Consider the following 16,722-nt stretch of genomic DNA (forward strand, 5'->3'; position numbering starts at 1 on the left):
GGAACTGCCCCTCTAGCCCTGTGGCAGCGGCGCGTCTACCGTCCCGGGTATGCAGATCACGCACGACGAACAGAAGTCCCTCGCACCCTTCCAGTGGCTGAAGAAGCCGGCGGTCGACGGCCCTCCCGCCCAGCGCGACCCCAAGGTGGTCGAGCGCGTCTCCCAGATGCTCAAGGAGATCGAGAGCAAGGGCCTGGACGCCGTCCGCGGCTACGGTCAGGAGCTCGACGGCTGGTCCGGCGAGCTGGAGATCGGGGCCGCCGAGCTGAAGAAGTCGGGGGACGCCCTGCCCGCCGACGTCCGCACCGCCCTGGAAATGGGTTACGAACGCACACACCGCTTCGCGTCCGCCCAGCGCGAGCACCTGACCGGCTTCGAGATCGAGGTGGCCCCCGGAGTGGCGGCCGGGCAGCGCTACGTCCCGGTCTCCCGGGTAGGCGCCTACCTCCCGGCCGGCCGCTTTCCCCTGCTGGCCAGCGCCTTCATGACCGTGGGCGTGGCCAAGACGGCCGGTGTCCCCACCGTGGTGGCGTGCACTCCCCCGTCGGGCGAGCACGGCGCCCACCCGGCCGTGCTCTACGGCGCCTACCTGTCCCGGGCCGACCGGGTCTTCGCCGTCGGCGGCGTACAGGCTCTCGGCGCGATGGCCTTCGGCCTGCTGGGCGAGGCCCCGGTCGACATGCTGGTCGGTGCCGGCAACGCCTTCGTCACCGAGGCGAAGCGGCAGCTCTTCGGCCAGGTCGGCATCGACCTGCTGGCCGGCCCGTCCGAGGTGGCCGTCATCGCCGACGACACCGCAGACCCGGCCTGGGTCGCCGCCGACCTGCTCGGCCAGGCCGAGCACGGTCCCAGCTCGCCCGCCGCCCTCATCACCACCTCCGAGAAGACGGGGCGCGCCGTCGCCGCCGAGATCGACCGTCAGCTCGAGACGCTCGCCACCCGGGACATCGCCGGACCCGCCTGGCGGGACTTCGGCTCCGTCATCGTCGTACGCGACCGGGACGAGGCCGTCGCCGTGGCGGACATCCTCGGGCCCGAGCATCTGGAGATCCAGACCGGGGACGACGACTACTACCTGCAGAACCTCACCAACTACGGGTCGCTCTTCCTCGGACCCTGGTCCACCGTCGCGTACTCCGACAAGGGCATCGCCGGGCCGAACCACGTGCTGCCGACGGGCAAGACCGCTCGCTACAACGCGGGGCTGTCGGTCTCCCGCTTCCTCAAGCCCCTGACGTACCAGCGGGTGACCGAGGCGGGTACGGCCGCGCTGGCGCCCGCCGTCGAGCGGATCTCGGCCTTCGAGGGCCTGGCCGCCCACGGTGCGACCGCCTCGGTCCGTATCGACCGGATCGGCCGTACGTCCGGTGCGTTCGACTCCGTCCCCGACGCGTTGCGCGAACAGCTCTGATCCCGTCCTCCCCCGCCTCCGGCTCCGCGTCGGCCGGGGCGGGGGCCCCGGGCCACCATGAACGGCCGCGGCCTGCGTCCCGGGCCGCCGGTATCGTCGCCCGCCCGAGACGGGTGAGTACCGTCCCGCAGCAGGAGCACCTGCGCTCCCCCTCCCGCGAGGATCGTCCCCATGCACCATTCCCCGCCCGCCCCCGCCCCGTCGGGCGGGGCAGGTCCCGCGCTCACCCAGGGCCTCAAGGGACGCCAGATCACCATGATCTCCATCGGAGGTGTGATCGGAGCCGGCCTCTTCGTCGGCTCCTCCACCGCCGTGGCGGCCGCCGGACCGGCCGTTCTCATCTCCTTCCTGCTGGCCGCCACCCTGGTGGTGCTCGTCATGCAGATGCTCGGGGAGATGGCCGTCGCCAACCCCGACACGGGCTCCTTCTCCACCTACGCGGACCGCGCCCTGGGCCGCTGGGCCGGCTTCTCCATCGGGTGGCTCTACTGGTGGTTCTACATCCTCGTCATACCCATCGAGGCGATCGCCGCGGGCGAGGTCATCGCGGGGCTCACCTCGGTTCCCAGCTGGATCCCGGCCCTCGCCATGATCGCTCTGCTGGCCGGCAGCAATCTCCTCGCCGTCCGCAACTACGGTGAGTTCGAGTACTGGTTCGCGCTGCTGAAGGTCATCGCGATCGTCGCCTTCCTCGTACTCGGCGGGCTCGCCGTCTTCGGCCTCCTGCCCGGTTCCGACGCCCATGGGGTGTCGAACCTGTGGAGCAACGGAGGGTTCGCGCCCAAGGGCGGGGTCGCCGTCCTGGCCGGTCTGCTCACGGCCATGTTCAGCTTCCAGGGCAGCGAGATCGTGACGATCGCCGCCGCCGAGTCGGAGGAGCCGAAGAAGAACATCAAGAAGGCCGTCCGCGCCGTCGTATGGCGCCTCGGGCTGTTCTACGTCGGCTCGATCTTCGTCGTGGTCAGCCTCGTGCCGTGGAACTCCGACGGACTGGCGGCCGGCTCCTACCAGGCGGTCCTCGACCGGATGAACATCCCGGGCGCCGGACGGATCATGGACGTGGTCCTCGTCGTGGCGGTGAGCAGCTGTCTCAACTCGGCCATCTACACCGCCTCCCGGATGGCGTTCTCCCTCGCCCGCCGCAAGGACGCGCCGGCCGCCCTCGCCGTCACCTCCGCGGCCGGTGTGCCCCGCAACGCCGTCATCGCCTCGACGGTCATCGGCGTCGCCGCGGTGATCGCCAACTATCTGCTGCCAAGCGTCTTCACGTACCTCATCGCGTCCAGCGGCGCGATCGCCCTGATGATGTACATGGTCATCGCGATCACGCAGTACGCCACCCGCCGCAAGGAGGCGGAGCCGAGCGAGGTGCGCATGTGGGCCTTCCCCTACCTCACCCTCGCCACGATCGCCTTCATCGCCGGGGTGCTCGTCCTCATGGCGGTGCTGCCGGGCCACCGTCTCGAACTGTGGCTGTCCCTCGCCCTGGCCGCGGTCCTCGTGGGCGTCGGCGTCCTTCGGCAACGGCGGCACGGTGACGGGCCCGGCACCGGACCGACCGCTTCCGGCACCGGAGCCGGCGCCGCCGGCCGGCCCCCTCGCGTCGGCTCGTCACCGCGGTGACCGGTCAGAGGAGGCGGGCGTGCGTGGAACGCGGTACGAATTCGGTCGGCAGGACGAGGCGTTCGCCGGCGGGGTCGGCGGCGCCGTCGATGCGCCGCACCAGCAGGCGTGCGGCCTGACGCGACAGTTCCCGCAGGTCGTGGCGGACGGTGGTCAGCCGGAACACCTCCCAGGCGGCCATGGGGAGGTCGTCGAAGCCGATCACCGTCAGGTCGTCGGGGACCCTGAGCCCTGCGGCGAGAGCGGCGTTCAGGACGCCGATGGCGACCACGTCGTTGCCGCAGAAGACGGCTGTGGGCGCTTCGGCCGCCTCGAGCAGGGCGGGCAGCGCCTGGTATCCCGTGTCGTACTCGAAGGCGCCGCGCACCACACGGTCCGCGGGGAGTCCCACACCCGCGTCGGCCAGGGCCAGCCGGAAGCCCAGCTCCCGCTCGCGCCCGGTCGTGGTGTTGGCCGCGCCGAAGATGCCCGCGATCCGCCGGTGTCCGAGCTCGACCAGTACGTCGGCGACGAGGCGCCCGCCCCCCTCGTTGTCGACCACGGAGGCGTAGTCGCCGCTGCCGCCGGTGTCGCGGTTGAGGAAGACGTACGGCATGCCACGGCGGTCGAGCTGGGCCGGCAGCCGGGAGTCGGTGGTCGCTGTCGCGAGCACCACGCCGTCCAGGGACTGGTCCAGGAGCTTCTCCTCGGCCACCGCCTCGTCGGAGCGTTCGGTGAGGAGCATCATGCGGTAGCCCAGGCGTTGGAGCTCGTCGTGCAGGGGCGCGATGACGTGGGGGTAGAAGGGGTTCGTGAGATCGGTGACGATCACCCCGATACGCCGGGTGGACCGGGTCGACAGGGTCCGGCCCGCCTCACTGGGCACGTAGTTCAGCGCCTCCGCGGCCCGCCTGACCTTCTCGCGGGTGGCTGCGGACACCCGTGGGTCGTCACGCAGGGCGCGGGAGACCGTGGGCTGCGAGACGCCTGCCAGCCTCGCCACGTCGTGACTCGTGATCGCCATCGGCCCTCTTCCCGTCGCCCGGTGCGCCACCCCTTGGCGCGGCACATATCACTATACGTATGTAGCTGCACTGCGACGGAGCCGGTAGCCCCGGCACCCGGCACGAGACGGAGCGGGCCCGCACCCCTGGGAGCGGCGCACACCCCCCCCGGCCGCAGAGCCGAACTCCTACCGCTCCCGATACCGCACGACGCAGAGCCCTGCGCACCATACGCCTGAAGTGGGCGCCCACGACCCCTTGACATTGCCCGCAAGAGAGCCTGTCATGGGAATGCATACGTATTCCAAGCGAGGGAGCAGTCATGCCCGATGTCGTCGTGTCCACCGTCGAGCTGGGGCGCCGCACGATCCGCCGCAGTGACTTCGTCTCCTGCAACCAGGCCTTCATCGACTGCCGTACGCCGGGCTCCGACCGCAAGGAGAACTACGCCATGATCGGGCCCGGCGTCTCACAGGCCGCCGGGCAGCACGTCAATCTCCGGCTGCCGCACGGCTACAACATCGGTGCGGCCGCCATGCCCCACGGCATCACCAACAACCTCCACCTCCACTACACGGCCGAGGTGTTCGTCTGCACCGAGGGCGAGTACCTGCTGCGCTGGGGCGCCGACGGAACCCAGGGGGAACTCCTGCTCAGGGCCGGGGACATCGCCTCGATCCCCACCTGGATCTTCCGCGGCTTCACCAACACCGGTCCCGACGACGGCTGGATGTTCACCGTGCTCGGCATGGACCACACGGGCGGCATCATCTGGGGCCCCTCGGTCCTGCGCGAGGCGGAGGGCCACGGCCTGTACCTCACCGCCGACAACGAACTGATCGACACGGTCGCCGGCGACGGGGTGCCGCCCGGGACCGAGCTGACCGAACCGATGGCGCAGGAGCACATCGACCGGCTGCGTCACTACAGCGCCGACGAGATGAAGCGCCGCGTCGCGGCGTCGGACGAACTGGTGTGGTCCGAGCGGCCCTTCCTCGACAGCACCCTGCCCGGCGGAGGAGCGCGGCTGAGCTGCGTCATCGGCTACGGCATGACCGGGGACCTGCATCAGGAGCCCCGGATCTTCAATCCGCACGGACACAACGTCGCCTGGCTGCGGGCCGACCCGGGCCAGGGGGTCTCGTACCACCGGCAGCAGGAGACGCAGACACTGATCGTCAAGGACGGCCTGTGGGAGGTCACGCTCAACCGCACCGACCCCGTCTCGGTCCGTCTGGGACCTCGCGACATGCTCTCCGTACCGCAGGACGCCTGGCGCACCCTGCGCAACGTCGGGGACGAGCAGGGCGACCTCATGGTCGTCAACTCGAGTGACGGCCGCGTCCGCCTGGAATGGGACGAGGAGGTCGCCAAGAGCGCCGCCGACGCGGGGCTCGGCATCGATCACAACGGCTATGTCGCGCCGTACGCACTGCTGCCCCGCTCCGCGCGCCGCTGGTGACCGCCGTGACCGGCGGCGGCCCGCCGAGCCCGCCGCCCCTGGTGGTGGTGCCCGGGATGCTGTGCGACGCGGACCTCTGGTCCGATGTGGTCTTTCCCGAAGGCCACCCGGTCCGTCACCTGGAGCTGACGGAGCCGGACATCGGGGCCATGGCCGAAGACCTGTTGTCCTCCGTGTCCGGGCCGTTCGTCGCGGTCGGCCTCAGCCTCGGGGCCGTCGTCGCCTTCGAGGCGCTGCGCAGGGCCCCGGAGCGGTTCCTCGGCCTGTGCGTCATGTCGGCGAACGCGGGGGCACCACGCCCCGACCAGTACGCCGCCTGGCGCTCCATGGCCGGGCTGATCGACGACGGCCGGTTCGCGGACGTCGTCGAACAGACACTGCCGGGCATGTTCCCCGTGCCACGGCCGGCGGCCGAACCGGCCGAACGCTACCGGCGCATGGCCTTTTCCGTAGGCCCCGGGGCCGCCCGCGCCCAGCTCGCCGCGCAGACGACCCGCCGGGACACGATCGGCGTGCTGCGCACCGCCCGGTGCCCGGCCGTGGTCCTGTCCGGGTCCCGGGACGCCCTCTGCCCGCCCGACTTCCACCGGGCGATCGCGCGGGCCGTGCCGGGCGCGGAACTGCGGGAGGTGGCCGGGGCCGGCCACCTGCTCCCGTGGCACAGCCCGTCCGCCGTCTCCGCCGCGCTGCGGGACCTGCTGGCGCGGGTGCGCGAGACGCCACCGCCGGCGTCCCGGACGTCCGCACGCACCGCGCCCCCCACTCCCTGAACGCGCCGGGCTCCCACCCCACGCCTCACACGCGCGGGGCTCGCACTCCACACCCGCCTCAGCCCGTGCCCACACCCAAGTCCCCTCTCCCCGTCCGACACGCATCCTCGAAAGAAAGCCGTCATGCCTCGCTTCCTCAAGTCCCCCGTGCCCGCCGGTCAGGTACGTGCCGCCCGCGCGGATGTCGCCGAGCGCGTCCGCACCATCCTCGACGACATCCGCGAACGCGGTGACGAAGCCGTTCGCCAGTACTCCGAGAAGTTCGACAACTGGAGCCCCGAGTCCTTCCGCCTGGGCCCGGAGCAGATCGAGAAGATCATCGCCGGCGTACCGGAGACGGTCCTGGACGACATCCGTTTCGTCCAGCGGCAGGTGCGTACCTTCGCCCAGGCGCAGCGCGACTCGATGCACGATGTCGAGATCGAGACCCTGCCCGGGGTCCTCCTCGGGCACCGGCACGTCCCCGTGGCCGGCGCCGGAGCCTACGTACCCGGTGGGCGTTACCCGCTGACCGCGTCGGCCCACATGACGATCGTGACCGCGAAGGTGGCCGGGGTGCCCAGGGTCGCCGCCTGCACGCCGCCGATCCGGGGTGAGATCCCCGCTGCGACGGTCGCCGCGATGCACCTGGCGGGCGCCGACGAGATCTACCTGCTGGGCGGGGTCCAGGCGGTGGCGGCGCTCGCCGTCGGCACCGAGACGGTCGGCCGGGTGCCGCTCATCGCGGGTCCCGGCAACGCGTACGTGGCCGAGGCCAAGCGCCAGCTGTTCGGCGAGGTCGGCATCGACCTGTTCGCGGGCCCCACGGAGATCCTGGTGATCGCCGACGAACACGCCGACCCGTTCGTGGTCGCCGTCGACCTCCTCTCCCAGGCCGAACACGGCCCGGACTCCCCCGCCGTCCTCGTCACGACCTCCGAGGAGCTGGGCCGGGAGGTCGAACGCCACATCGAGCGGCTGCTGCCCGGCATGCCGACGAGGGACTTCGCCGGGCCCGCCTGGCGGGACCACGGTGAGATCGTCGTGGCCGGTTCGCTCGCCGAGGCCTTCGGCATCGCGGACTCCTACGCCAGTGAGCACGTGGAGGTCCTGACCGAGAACCCGCGTCAGGCGCTGGACCGGATGACCGACTACGGCGCCCTCTTCCTCGGTGAGGGCACCTGTGTCTCGTACGGGGACAAGGTCATCGGAACCAACCACGTACTGCCCACCCGGGGGGCCGCGCGGTACACCGGTGGCCTGTGGGTGGGGAAGTACCTGAAGACGGTGACCTACCAGGAGGTCACGGACACCTCCTCGTCGGCGCTGCTCGGTGAGGTGTGCGGGCGCGCGGCACGCGTCGAGCTGTTCGAGGGGCACGCCCGCTCCGGTGACGTACGGGCCGCCAAGTACGGCGACGGCACGCTGCCGTGGAACGAGGCCGGCGCATGAGCGGCGCGGGCCGGCTGGCCGGGCGCACGGCGCTCGTGAGCGGAGGGGGCAGCGGGCTCGGCGCCGCCGTCGCACACTCCCTGGTGTCGGACGGAGCGCGCGTGGTGATCACCGGCCGCAACGAGCGCACCCTGGAGGAGACCGCCTCCCGGCTGGGCCCGGGTGTCGTCCACCGGGTCTGCGACGTGTCCCGGCCGGACGAGGTCGAGAAGCTCGCGGAGAGCCTCGCGGACGAGGAGATCTCGGTACTCGTCAACAACGCCGGGATCGCGGGACCGGTGGCACCCCTGACCGAGATCTCGGCCCGTGACTGGGACGAGGTCTTCGACGTGAACGTGCGCGGCGTGTTCCTGATGTGCCGGGCCTTCCTTCCCCCCATGACGGAGCGGGGCACCGGGGACGTCGTGAACATCGCCTCGGTCTCGGGGAAGCGGCCCCTTCTGCGGCGTACGCCCTACTGCGCGTCGAAGATGGCGGTCATCGGCCTGACCACCACCCTGGCGGGCGAGGTGGGTCCGCTGGGGGTCACGGTCAACTCCCTGTCCCCGGGGCCCGTCTCGGGCCCCCGGATGGAGCGGAACTTCCGCCTCGAGGCGGAGCGCACCGGCGTCAGTTACGCGGAGGCCGAGGAGGCGTTCGTGTCGCGGTCGGCCCTGGGACGGATGGTCAGCGAGGAGGAGGTGGGCGCCGCGGTGAGCGCGATGCTCCAGATGCCCGGCCTGTGCGGTGCGGACATCGACCTCTCGGCGGGAATGGTGGCACGGTGACGGCGGCGCGTGCGGAACGCCGCTCACTCAAGACGCGGCTCGCGGACGGCGAGCGGCTGTACGGCGCTCTGCTGCGGCTCCCCTCGGAGACCCTGGTGGAGATGGCGGGGGTCGCGGGCCTCGACTACGTGGTCATCGACTGCGAGCACGGGCCGGCCGACATGACCGTCCTCCAGCACCACCTGACGGCCGCGGCGGCTCAGGGCATCGACGTCCTCGTCCGCGTGGGCACGTCCGAGCCCGCTCTCGCCCTGCGCTGTCTGGACCTGGGGGCCGCCGGCCTCATCCATCCGCATGTCGACTCCGCGCAGGACGCGCGGCGTGCGGTGGCCTCGGTCCACTATCCGCCTCTGGGGACGCGGGGATTCGCGACGTACAGCAGGGCGGGCCGCTTCGGTACGGTCCCGGCGGCCGACCACGTGACCGCCTCGCGGGACGCCCTGGTGGTGGCGATGATCGAGACGGAGCGGGCCTGTGCCGCCGCAGGGGAGATCGCCGCCACGCGGGGCGTGGACGCGGTACTGGTGGGCCCTGCCGACCTCGCGGCGGACTGCTCCTTCCCCGGCCAGGACGTGATCGACGGCCTGGTGGCCACGGCCCATCGCGCCACCCGCGAGGCGGGCCGGTCGGTCATGACCATCGTGCCGGGCGCCGAAGCCGCCGGAGCGGCCGAGCGGTCGGGGGCGCGGCTGGTCCTCTACAACATGACCCAGGTCCTGATGGACACCTTCCGGTCCCTCGCTGCGCCCGGACCTGCCGAGAGGGCCGGGGGCCCCTCGTGACGCCGCACGCCCGCGCCCGGCTCCGTCCCCGCCTCTCCCGGGAGCCGGGCGCGCGGCCGCGCCCCTGCGGACACGGCCACCGCCGGCCGGCCCGCAGCGTCACGGAACGGGTGCCGTCCACCTCTTGACGACCTTCGCCGGGCTCCTTAGTGTTCGGCGGAAGTTCATACGTATGCATAACCACGTCAACGCGCGAACGGAGAAGCCATGTCCGCTGTAGCGCCCACCGCCACCGTCGGCACCCCAGGAGCCGACTCGGAGAAGCGGAATGCGATACGCCGAGCCATCGGCGCGGGAAGCATCGGAAACTTCGTCGAACAGTTCGACTACGGCCTCTACGGGTACATGGCGCCGGTCCTGGCCCCCGCCTTCTTCCCTGAGAGCAACCAGGCGGTGGCAGTACTGAGCACGTACGCGATCATCGCCGTCGCGTGCCTCTTCCGCCCGCTGGGCGGGACACTCGTCGGCCGCTGGGGCGACCGGGTGGGCCGCAAGAAGACGCTGCTGTGGACCATCGTGCTCATGGGCGTGGCGACCGCCCTGATCGGCGCCCTGCCGACGTACCAGCAGATCGGGGTACTCGCACCCCTGCTCCTCCTGCTCCTGCGCGTCGTCCAGGGCATGGTGTCCGGCGGGGAGTACGTCGGGGCGGTGGCCTTCATCGTGGAGTGGGCGGAGCCGAACAGGCGTGGCTACTACGCCTCGTACGCCTCCAACAGCTGTTTCGTCGGCATCCTCGCCGGGGCCGGCACCGCCGCCCTCACCAGCTGGCTGTTCCAGGGCCCCTCCCTCACCTCGTGGGGCTGGCGCATCCCGTTCCTGCTCGCGCTTCCGCTGAGCGCTGTGGGGATCTGGCTGCGCAGGCGCATCGAGGAGTCACCCGAGTTCGTACGGGCCACGGAGAACGGCACCGAGGTCGTCAAAGCCCCGATCCGGGAGGCGCTGCGCACGCAGTGGCGTCCGATGCTCGTGTTCTGCGGTGTCTCCGTGATGCTCGCGATCCTGTCCTACAGCTGGGTCACGTTCTATCCCGAGTACCTGACCGGCACGCTGGGCCTGCCACGCTGGATGGCACTGACGTCCAACGCGATCTCGGTCGCCGTACTCATCCCGCTGCTGCCCCTGGCCGGCATCCTCTCGGACCGGATCGGCCGCAAACCGATGCTGGTCACCGGCGCCGTCGCGTGCATCGTCCTGGTCCCGCTGGCCTTTCGGGTCGGCGAGGGCGGCACCTTCGGCACGGCGGTGGCGAGCCAGCTGATCTACATCGTCCCCGAGTTCTTCCTGACCGGCATCGTCACGGTCTGCACGGCCGAACTCTTCGCGACGCGCACCCGGTTCAGCGCGAGCGCCATCGCGTACAACAGTTCGTTCTCCATCTTCATGGGCATCACGCCGTTCGTCGCCGCGCTGCTCGTCAGCAGCTTCGACACGATCTACGCCGTGTGGGTCTACCTCGCCGCGGCCGCGGTCCTGGCGCTGGTCGTCGTGAGCGCCTTCATGACGGAGACGTACCGGAGTCACCTGGGGGCGGACAAGTTCGCCGGGTGACCGGCACGCGACACACACCCCACCACAGATCCTTGCACCTGCATACGCATACATAAGCTTTTCGAGAAAGGTGAGAACCATGACGCTGGACCCCGCCGCCTACCTCCCCTACAAGGACCCGGACGACTTCATCCGTGAAGTCACCGACCGCATCTGGGTCGGCCGCGACATCGCCTACATCGTCGACAACTACGAACCGGACTCGATCGTCCACACGAGCCTGGGCACCGTGGTTGGCCGCGACGGCGTGATCGAGGGCAGCACGATGCGTATGGGCAGCACGCCCGGTCACATCGGCCAGGCGGAGGACGTGGTGTGGGAAGCGCGCGGGAACGACGCCTTCCTCAGCTCACACCTCGTCTTCTCCGCCGACGAGCATCTGGTCGACGGCAGGAACATCCGCATCCGGAAACGCACGGTCGCCAACTGCCTCTACCGTCGCGGCCGGATGGTCGAGGAGTGGGTGGTCCGTGACGAGCTGGCGGACTGTCTGCAGCGCGGAGTGGACCCGGACGAAGCGGCCCGCGCCCTGCGGTTCCAGGGCTACAGCGGGTCGATGACCGAGGAGCCGCCGAAGGACGTGCTGCTGGCGGGCGTCAGCGGACCGCGCCCCGACGATTTCCGGCCGGAGTGCGAGATGGTGCTGGAGTTCATCGAGGAGGTGTGGACGCGGCGCCGGCTGCACAGGGTCGACGAGTTCATGGTCCGGGACCTCTTCCTGCACACGGTCGGCGACCGGACCGTCATCCGCCCGGAGCGTTACCAGAGTGATCTGCTGGCCATGGTCGGGGCCTTCCCCGACGCCCGGTTCGCGGTACGGGACATACAGACCAACTACGCGGAGCGGTACGCCGGCCTGCGGGTGGCCGTCACCTGGACCATGCACGGCACCTACCGGGGCACTCCGGTCTTCGGCCCGCTGACCGACAAGCCGGTGACCGTTCTCGGGGTGTCCCAGTTCCTGATCCAGGAGGGCCGGATCGTGCGGGAGTTCCGCGTCTACGACGAGATCTCGATGCGGGCCCAGATCAACAGCACTCGGGGAGACGGCCCGGCCGTGGAGGCCAACATCTACTGAGCCCGCGTCCGGGCCCGGAAGATGCGGCCCGCCCCCGCCCCCGCCGACGACGCCAGGTGACCATGACGGCGTACCTCGTGCCGACGACGCGTCCCCGCCCGAGGCGCCCGACCGCGCGGGGCGGGGAGGGGAGGGGGCGGGCCGCCACCTGTGGGGCTGGGCGGGGCGCCCCTTCTCGGGCTCAGCTCAGGTGAGGTCGGTCATACCTTGCCGAGGTCACGGTCCGTGGTCTCGGGGAGGAAACTGGGCAACAACTGTCTGAGCCATTGCTGAACCGGACGCTGCGCACACCGGGCCGGCGACACACGCGAAAGCCGACTATGGCTGGTCCGCGCGCAGAACCACAGCGTCCTGCCGACGGCCCGATCAGGAGTCGTAGCGGCTACGGCCTCGAAGTGTTGGGCGCGCGCCGCCCGCCGGGCGCGATGGCCGTGCCACCGAGGCGCTGGAGCTGACCGGGCACTCGGTGCCGCCGGAAGATCACAGCTGATCATCGAGCTCCTGTCGAACTGGCGTGGTCCCCGTACTCTGCGCCCTGCACCCCGCAAGCGCCCGACCGTACGAACTGGTTGTCGGCACACTCACTCCTTCTGGTAGCTGAGGTCTCCTCACCGCCACGTTTCTCCCCCTACGCGGTTACATAGGAGCACTCATCGAACCGAGTTCCGGGATCGAAGGACCGTAGGAGAGAAGTGATGGACATGCGAACTGAGGCCATCGAGAGGGCCGAGCTGGTCTTCTCCCTCTTCGACGCCAACGGCAACGGGGTCCTCGACTCCGAGGACTTCGACCTCATGACGGGACGTGTTCTGGAGGTGGCGGTCGCATCGGACGACGGCGCCAGGGAGGCCATCCGAGCCGCGTTCCGCCGCTACTGGACCACTCTGGCCGCGGAGCTGGACGCCAACGGCGATGGTGTGATCTCCGTCGACGAGTTCCGTCCGTTCGTGCTCGACCCCGAGCGCTTCGGTCCCACGATCACCGAGTTCGCCGAGGCGCTCGCCGTACTCGGCGATCCCGACGGCGACGGTCTGATCGAGCGCCCGCTCTTCGTATCGCTGATGAGGGCGATCGGCTTCGCGGAGGCGAACATCCATGCGCTTTTCGACGCCTTCGGCCCGGACGCCGAGGACCGCATCACCGTGACCACGTGGGCCAGGGGCATCGAGGACTACTACGCGCCGGACATGGGTGGAATTCCGGCTGACCAACTGGTGGCTGTCCGGGCCGTCTGACACGGCCCGGACGTGAGCGTTCCGTGGCGGCGCGGGCCGGGCCCCGGATCGCCCCCACGCGCGCGGGCGCCGGCCCTGTGAGGTCAAGGCGGTGCCGGGCCCGTGCGGACGTCTTCGTGAGCGGACGTCAGGATCGGGTCTTGTGCGCGAAGACCCACCGGTTCCCCTCCAGCGCGTCGTTCGGTTCGGGGAGGGGACCACGTCCCCTCTGACGGGTGAATTCGAAGGGCGTGTGCACCGAGGCGGACCAGCCCTTGGCCGCCAGGTCACCCGCGGAGTCGGGGCGGGGCCCCCTGTCGAAGAGGTCGAGCAGATCGATGCCGATCTGCTCTCGCGTCGCCGTGTAGATCGGGCTGTCGCGGTACGCGAGCAGGTCCTTCTCCAGCTTGGCCTCGAAGGCCAGGGCGCTGCCCCGGGTGGTGAGCCGGTCCACCGTGTCGATGAGGTACGTCTCGGCGGGGCCCGGTAGGTAGAAGAGCAGTCCTTCGGCCAGCCAGACGCTTGGAGCGGCCGGGTCGAAGCCGACAGAGGTCAGGGCGGTGACCCAGTCGGCGCGCAGGTCGACCGGTACCGGGATCCGCTTCGCCGTCGGGGCGGCCGACAGGTCGTCAAGCACCTGTTCCTTGAAGGCCAGCACGCCCGCCCTGTCGATCTCGAAGACGACGCAGTCGGACGGCAGGTCCAGCCGGAAGGCGCGGGTGTCCAATCCCGCCCCCAGCAGGACCACTTGGCGTACGCCCGTACCGACGGACCGGTGGAGGAAGTCGTCGAGGACCCTGGTCCGCAGACCGAAGTAGCGGGCGAACCTCCCCCACAACGGGTTGTCGTCCCCTTCCGGGACCTGTTGGATGCTCACCGGCCAGTCCGCGCTGGCGGGGGCTGCACGGACGAAGTGCTCCGCGTAGACGTCCCGGGCCAGGCTGTCGTGGCGGTGGGTCTCGATCGCCCGTGCGGCGGCGACCAGGAGGGCGGTCAGTCCCACGCCTGCGTCCACGCCTTCCGTGCCGGTCCGCCGCGTCGCCGTGGTGGTCGTGTCCCCTTCGGTGGGAGCGAAGTACACGGAAGGGTCGCTGGTGGGACGGCGAGGGTCTCCGGTGGTGGAGGTTTCACTCATCGGTCTCTTCTTTCCGGCAGCAGGACGGGCTTGATCACGCGTCCGGCGTCACAGTCGCGTTCGGCCTCGTTGACGTCGGCCAGGGGATAGGTGCGGATCAGTTGGTCGAAGGGGAAGCGGCCGGCCTGCCACAGACCGATCAGCCGGGGGATCAGCAGTCCGGGTACGGCGTCCCCCTCGCAGATGTGCCGGATGCTGCGGCCCCCGTCGAGCGTGCCCGGTTCGAGCGGCAGTGCGGTGTGGAGGCGGGCCACGAGACCGAGGGTGCCGGTGGGGCGCAGCGCGCGGAGCGCGTCGTTGATCAGCGGGGCGGAGGCCGTTGTGTCCAGGGCGTACTGCGCGCCGCCGTCGGTGTGCCGGCGGATGCGCTCGGCCAGTCCGGCCGTCACGGCGGGCAGCGGGACCGCGCCGAACCGTTCGGCCAGGTCCAGGCGCCCCGGATGCCGGTCGACGGCCACGGTCCGTACGCCGGCGGCGGTGGCCGCCATGACTGCGGCCAGGCCCACCGCTCCCGCGCCGAGTACGACGAGGGTGTCACCGGGGCCGGCACGGAAGGTGTTCAGCACGGCTCCGGCCCCGGTGAGGGTGCCGCAGCCGAGCGGACCGAGCAGTTCGAGCGGCAGGGCGGCGTCGACCCTGACGGCGTTGCGCGACGGGACGAGGGCGTATTCGGCGAAGGAGGACTGGCCGAACCACCGGGGGGCCAGCGCTCCCCCGGCGGCGTCGGTGAGCCGTGACGCGTCCTGCTCGCGTCCCCCGAAGAGGTTGAGTGAGGCGAAGGAGTCGCAGTAGGCGGGGGCAGCGCTGCGGCAGTTCAGGCAGTCTCCGCAGGAGTCGAAGCTCAGCACGACATGGTCACCGACGCCGATCGCGCTGTCCGGGCCGTCGCCGGACGCCACCACGACTCCGCTCCCCTCGTGGCCGAGGACCGCCGGCAGCGGGGTGCGGCCGGCTGATCGCCGGACCGCGAGATCGGTCCGGCACATTCCGCATCCCGCGATCTCGACGAGGATCTCACCGGCGGCCGGGCCGGTGCTCAGGACGATGTCCTCGACCGCGAACGGGGTCTCGTAAGAGCGCAGCACGGCGGCTCGGAACCTCATCGCCCTTCCTCCGTCGGCCGGTGTACGACGAAAGGACGGAGGTTGCCGTAGAGGCCCCACGGCCCGCCCGCGACGCCGACGCCGCTGTCCTTGACGCCCGCGAAGGGCTGAGCAAGGGAGAGTTCGGCGTGGTGGTTGATCCAGGCCGTGCCGCATTCGAGCCGCTCGGCTGTCGCCGCCGCCCGGTCGAGGTCGGTGCCCCACACCGAACCGCCCAGCCCGAAGCCGGTGTCGTTGGCCGCTTCGACGGCTTCGTCGAGGTTTCGGTACGGCAGCACCGGCAGAACCGGCCCGAACTGTTCCATGGTCACCACCGGGTCGTCGGGAGGGACGTCGGTGAGGATCGTGGGAGCGAAGAAGTAGCCCGGTCCGTCGAGCCGGTGACCACCGGCCGCCGCCCGGGCGCCGGCCGCCAGGGCCCGTTGTGTGACCCGCTCGACGCGGGCCAGCTGGGGGGCGTTGTTGACCGGCCCGAGCCGGATCTCCGGGTCCAGGCCGGATCCGACGACGACGGTCTTCGCGCGGTGTGCGAGGGCCTCGACGACCTCGGCGTGGAGCCGGGCCGGTGCGTAGACGCGTTTGACCGCCATGCAGACCTGCCCGCAGTTGCGGAAGGCGGCCCAGAACAGCCGGTCCGCGACCCGGTCCACGTCGACGTCGTCCAGGAGGACGGCCGCGTCGTTGCCGCCCAGTTCCAGGGTGACGCGGGCGAGGGAGGCCGCCGCAGCCGCGGCGACGGCCCGCCCGGTCGGCACCGAGCCGGTGAAGGTGACGTGGCGGATACCCGGGTGGGCGGCGAGGTGGGCACCGAGGGGTTCCCGGCCGGTGATGACGGTCAGGACATCCTCGGGCAGGGCTGTGGCGAGGACGGCACCGAGCAGTCGGGTGGCAAGGGGGGTGTACGGGGACGGTTTGAGGACCACGGTGTTGCCGGCGGCCAGTGCGGGAGCGAACTTCGCCGACGCGAGCTGGAGGGGAAAGTTCCACGGCACGATCGCGGCCACGGGCCCGAGAGACTGCCAGCGGATCTCGCTGTGTACGGGTCGGCCGTCGTCGATCCGGCGGGTGCGGGGAACCAGAGCGGCGAAGTACCGCAGCCGGGCCGCCGTACGGGCGACCTCGGCGTACGACTCGGCCAGAGGCTTGCCCTGTTCCCGGGTGAGCAACGGAGCGAGGTCGTCTCCGGCAGCATCCACGGCGTCGGCGGCGGCGTTCAGCAGGGTGGTGCGAGCGGCCGGGTCGGCGCGCCATCCGGCCCAGGCGCGCCGGGCCCGGTCGATCACGTCGTCCAGCTCGTGCGGCTTCTGGTCGGGGGCTTCGTCGAAGGTCTCCCCGGAAGCCGGGTCGATGACAGCGAGGCCTGGAGCGCGGTGTCCGGGGGCGCGGCCGGCTTCCGGTGTCGGCATCCCGGT

At 71.1% G+C, this 16,722-nt stretch carries 14 protein-coding genes; 10 read left to right on the forward strand and 4 right to left on the reverse strand.

Going from position 1 to position 16,722, the window contains the following annotated elements; all coding sequences use genetic code 11:
- The first annotated feature begins 49 nt into the window (after positions 1–49).
- Both hisD (ACIP63_RS17785) and ACIP63_RS17790 read left to right on the forward strand, forming a co-directional pair.
- Positions 50–1,411 (forward strand): histidinol dehydrogenase, encoded by a 1,362-nt coding sequence (hisD, locus tag ACIP63_RS17785; RefSeq protein ID WP_401516561.1) that lies wholly within the window; start codon positions 50–52, stop codon positions 1,409–1,411.
- A 171-nt stretch (positions 1,412–1,582) separates the two neighbouring features.
- Entirely contained in the window at positions 1,583–3,034 is a 1,452-nt protein-coding gene (locus ACIP63_RS17790) for an amino acid permease (protein ID WP_401516563.1), read from the forward strand.
- A 4-nt stretch (positions 3,035–3,038) separates the two neighbouring features.
- Here the strand turns inward: ACIP63_RS17790 and ACIP63_RS17795 are convergent, their stop codons facing one another.
- A complete protein-coding gene (locus tag ACIP63_RS17795; protein WP_401516565.1) occupies positions 3,039–4,037 on the reverse strand; it encodes a LacI family DNA-binding transcriptional regulator in 999 nt (332 codons plus the stop codon).
- Between the two features lie 302 nt (positions 4,038–4,339).
- Between ACIP63_RS17795 and ACIP63_RS17800 the strand changes: the two genes are divergently transcribed.
- From ACIP63_RS17800 to ACIP63_RS17835, 8 genes are all read left to right on the forward strand, one after another.
- On the forward strand, positions 4,340–5,479 hold the full coding sequence (locus tag ACIP63_RS17800) for a hypothetical protein (protein ID WP_401516566.1): 1,140 nt from the start codon (positions 4,340–4,342) through the stop codon (positions 5,477–5,479).
- A complete protein-coding gene (locus ACIP63_RS17805) occupies positions 5,476–6,249 on the forward strand; it encodes an alpha/beta fold hydrolase (protein WP_401516568.1) in 774 nt (257 codons plus the stop codon). Before ACIP63_RS17800 ends, ACIP63_RS17805 begins: the two co-directional genes overlap by 4 nt.
- A gap of 123 nt (positions 6,250–6,372) precedes the next feature.
- Positions 6,373–7,680: a histidinol dehydrogenase gene (gene hisD / locus ACIP63_RS17810; protein ID WP_401516569.1), complete on the forward strand. Its 1,308-nt coding sequence runs from the start codon at positions 6,373–6,375 to the stop codon at positions 7,678–7,680.
- A complete protein-coding gene (locus ACIP63_RS17815) occupies positions 7,677–8,447 on the forward strand; it encodes an SDR family NAD(P)-dependent oxidoreductase (RefSeq protein WP_401516571.1) in 771 nt (256 codons plus the stop codon). The genes hisD (ACIP63_RS17810) and ACIP63_RS17815 overlap by 4 nt, the downstream gene beginning before the upstream one ends.
- Positions 8,444–9,229 (forward strand): HpcH/HpaI aldolase/citrate lyase family protein, encoded by a 786-nt coding sequence (locus ACIP63_RS17820; RefSeq protein WP_401516573.1) that lies wholly within the window; start codon positions 8,444–8,446, stop codon positions 9,227–9,229. The genes ACIP63_RS17815 and ACIP63_RS17820 overlap by 4 nt, the downstream gene beginning before the upstream one ends.
- A gap of 207 nt (positions 9,230–9,436) precedes the next feature.
- Positions 9,437–10,780 (forward strand): MFS transporter, encoded by a 1,344-nt coding sequence (locus ACIP63_RS17825; RefSeq protein ID WP_401516575.1) that lies wholly within the window; start codon positions 9,437–9,439, stop codon positions 10,778–10,780.
- Between the two features lie 79 nt (positions 10,781–10,859).
- The gene (locus ACIP63_RS17830; protein WP_401516577.1) at positions 10,860–11,858 is read left to right on the forward strand and encodes an ester cyclase; all 999 of its coding nucleotides are present in this window, start codon (positions 10,860–10,862) and stop codon (positions 11,856–11,858) included.
- A gap of 701 nt (positions 11,859–12,559) precedes the next feature.
- The gene (locus ACIP63_RS17835) at positions 12,560–13,093 is read left to right on the forward strand and encodes an EF-hand domain-containing protein (protein WP_401516939.1); all 534 of its coding nucleotides are present in this window, start codon (positions 12,560–12,562) and stop codon (positions 13,091–13,093) included.
- 127 nt (positions 13,094–13,220) lie between these two features.
- On the opposite strand, the gene ACIP63_RS17840 is transcribed toward ACIP63_RS17835, so the two are convergent.
- Genes ACIP63_RS17840 through ACIP63_RS17850 form a run of 3 tightly spaced genes read right to left on the reverse strand, consistent with a single transcriptional unit; the run spans position 13,221 to position 16,716 of the window.
- Entirely contained in the window at positions 13,221–14,207 is a 987-nt protein-coding gene (locus tag ACIP63_RS17840) for a class I SAM-dependent methyltransferase (RefSeq protein ID WP_401516579.1), read from the reverse strand.
- Complete coding sequence (locus ACIP63_RS17845; RefSeq protein WP_401516581.1) at positions 14,204–15,310, reverse strand: NAD(P)-dependent alcohol dehydrogenase; 1,107 nt, start codon at positions 15,308–15,310, stop codon at positions 14,204–14,206. The genes ACIP63_RS17840 and ACIP63_RS17845 overlap by 4 nt, the downstream gene beginning before the upstream one ends.
- On the reverse strand, positions 15,307–16,716 hold the full coding sequence (locus ACIP63_RS17850) for an aldehyde dehydrogenase family protein (RefSeq protein ID WP_401516583.1): 1,410 nt from the start codon (positions 16,714–16,716) through the stop codon (positions 15,307–15,309). The genes ACIP63_RS17845 and ACIP63_RS17850 overlap by 4 nt, the downstream gene beginning before the upstream one ends.
- Positions 16,717–16,722: the final 6 nt, after the last annotated feature.

This window comes from Streptomyces sp. NPDC088746 (assembly GCF_044751065.1).
Classification (GTDB): domain Bacteria; phylum Actinomycetota; class Actinomycetes; order Streptomycetales; family Streptomycetaceae; genus Streptomyces.

What these genes read in the sequence shown, in the direction of transcription:
- hisD (WP_401516561.1), top strand. Translation starts at nt 50, where the DNA reads ATGCAGATCACGCACGACGAACAGAAGTCCCTCGCACCCTTCCAGTGG.
- ACIP63_RS17790 (WP_401516563.1), top strand. Translation starts at nt 1,583, where the DNA reads ATGCACCATTCCCCGCCCGCCCCCGCCCCGTCGGGCGGGGCAGGTCCC.
- ACIP63_RS17795 (WP_401516565.1), bottom strand. Translation starts at nt 4,037, where the DNA reads ATGGCGATCACGAGTCACGACGTGGCGAGGCTGGCAGGCGTCTCGCAG.
- ACIP63_RS17800 (WP_401516566.1), top strand. Translation starts at nt 4,340, where the DNA reads ATGCCCGATGTCGTCGTGTCCACCGTCGAGCTGGGGCGCCGCACGATC.
- hisD (WP_401516569.1), top strand. Translation starts at nt 6,373, where the DNA reads ATGCCTCGCTTCCTCAAGTCCCCCGTGCCCGCCGGTCAGGTACGTGCC.
- ACIP63_RS17815 (WP_401516571.1), top strand. Translation starts at nt 7,677, where the DNA reads ATGAGCGGCGCGGGCCGGCTGGCCGGGCGCACGGCGCTCGTGAGCGGA.
- ACIP63_RS17825 (WP_401516575.1), top strand. Translation starts at nt 9,437, where the DNA reads ATGTCCGCTGTAGCGCCCACCGCCACCGTCGGCACCCCAGGAGCCGAC.
- ACIP63_RS17830 (WP_401516577.1), top strand. Translation starts at nt 10,860, where the DNA reads ATGACGCTGGACCCCGCCGCCTACCTCCCCTACAAGGACCCGGACGAC.
- ACIP63_RS17835 (WP_401516939.1), top strand. Translation starts at nt 12,560, where the DNA reads ATGCGAACTGAGGCCATCGAGAGGGCCGAGCTGGTCTTCTCCCTCTTC.
- ACIP63_RS17840 (WP_401516579.1), bottom strand. Translation starts at nt 14,207, where the DNA reads ATGAGTGAAACCTCCACCACCGGAGACCCTCGCCGTCCCACCAGCGAC.
- ACIP63_RS17845 (WP_401516581.1), bottom strand. Translation starts at nt 15,310, where the DNA reads ATGAGGTTCCGAGCCGCCGTGCTGCGCTCTTACGAGACCCCGTTCGCG.
- ACIP63_RS17850 (WP_401516583.1), bottom strand. Translation starts at nt 16,716, where the DNA reads ATGCCGACACCGGAAGCCGGCCGCGCCCCCGGACACCGCGCTCCAGGC.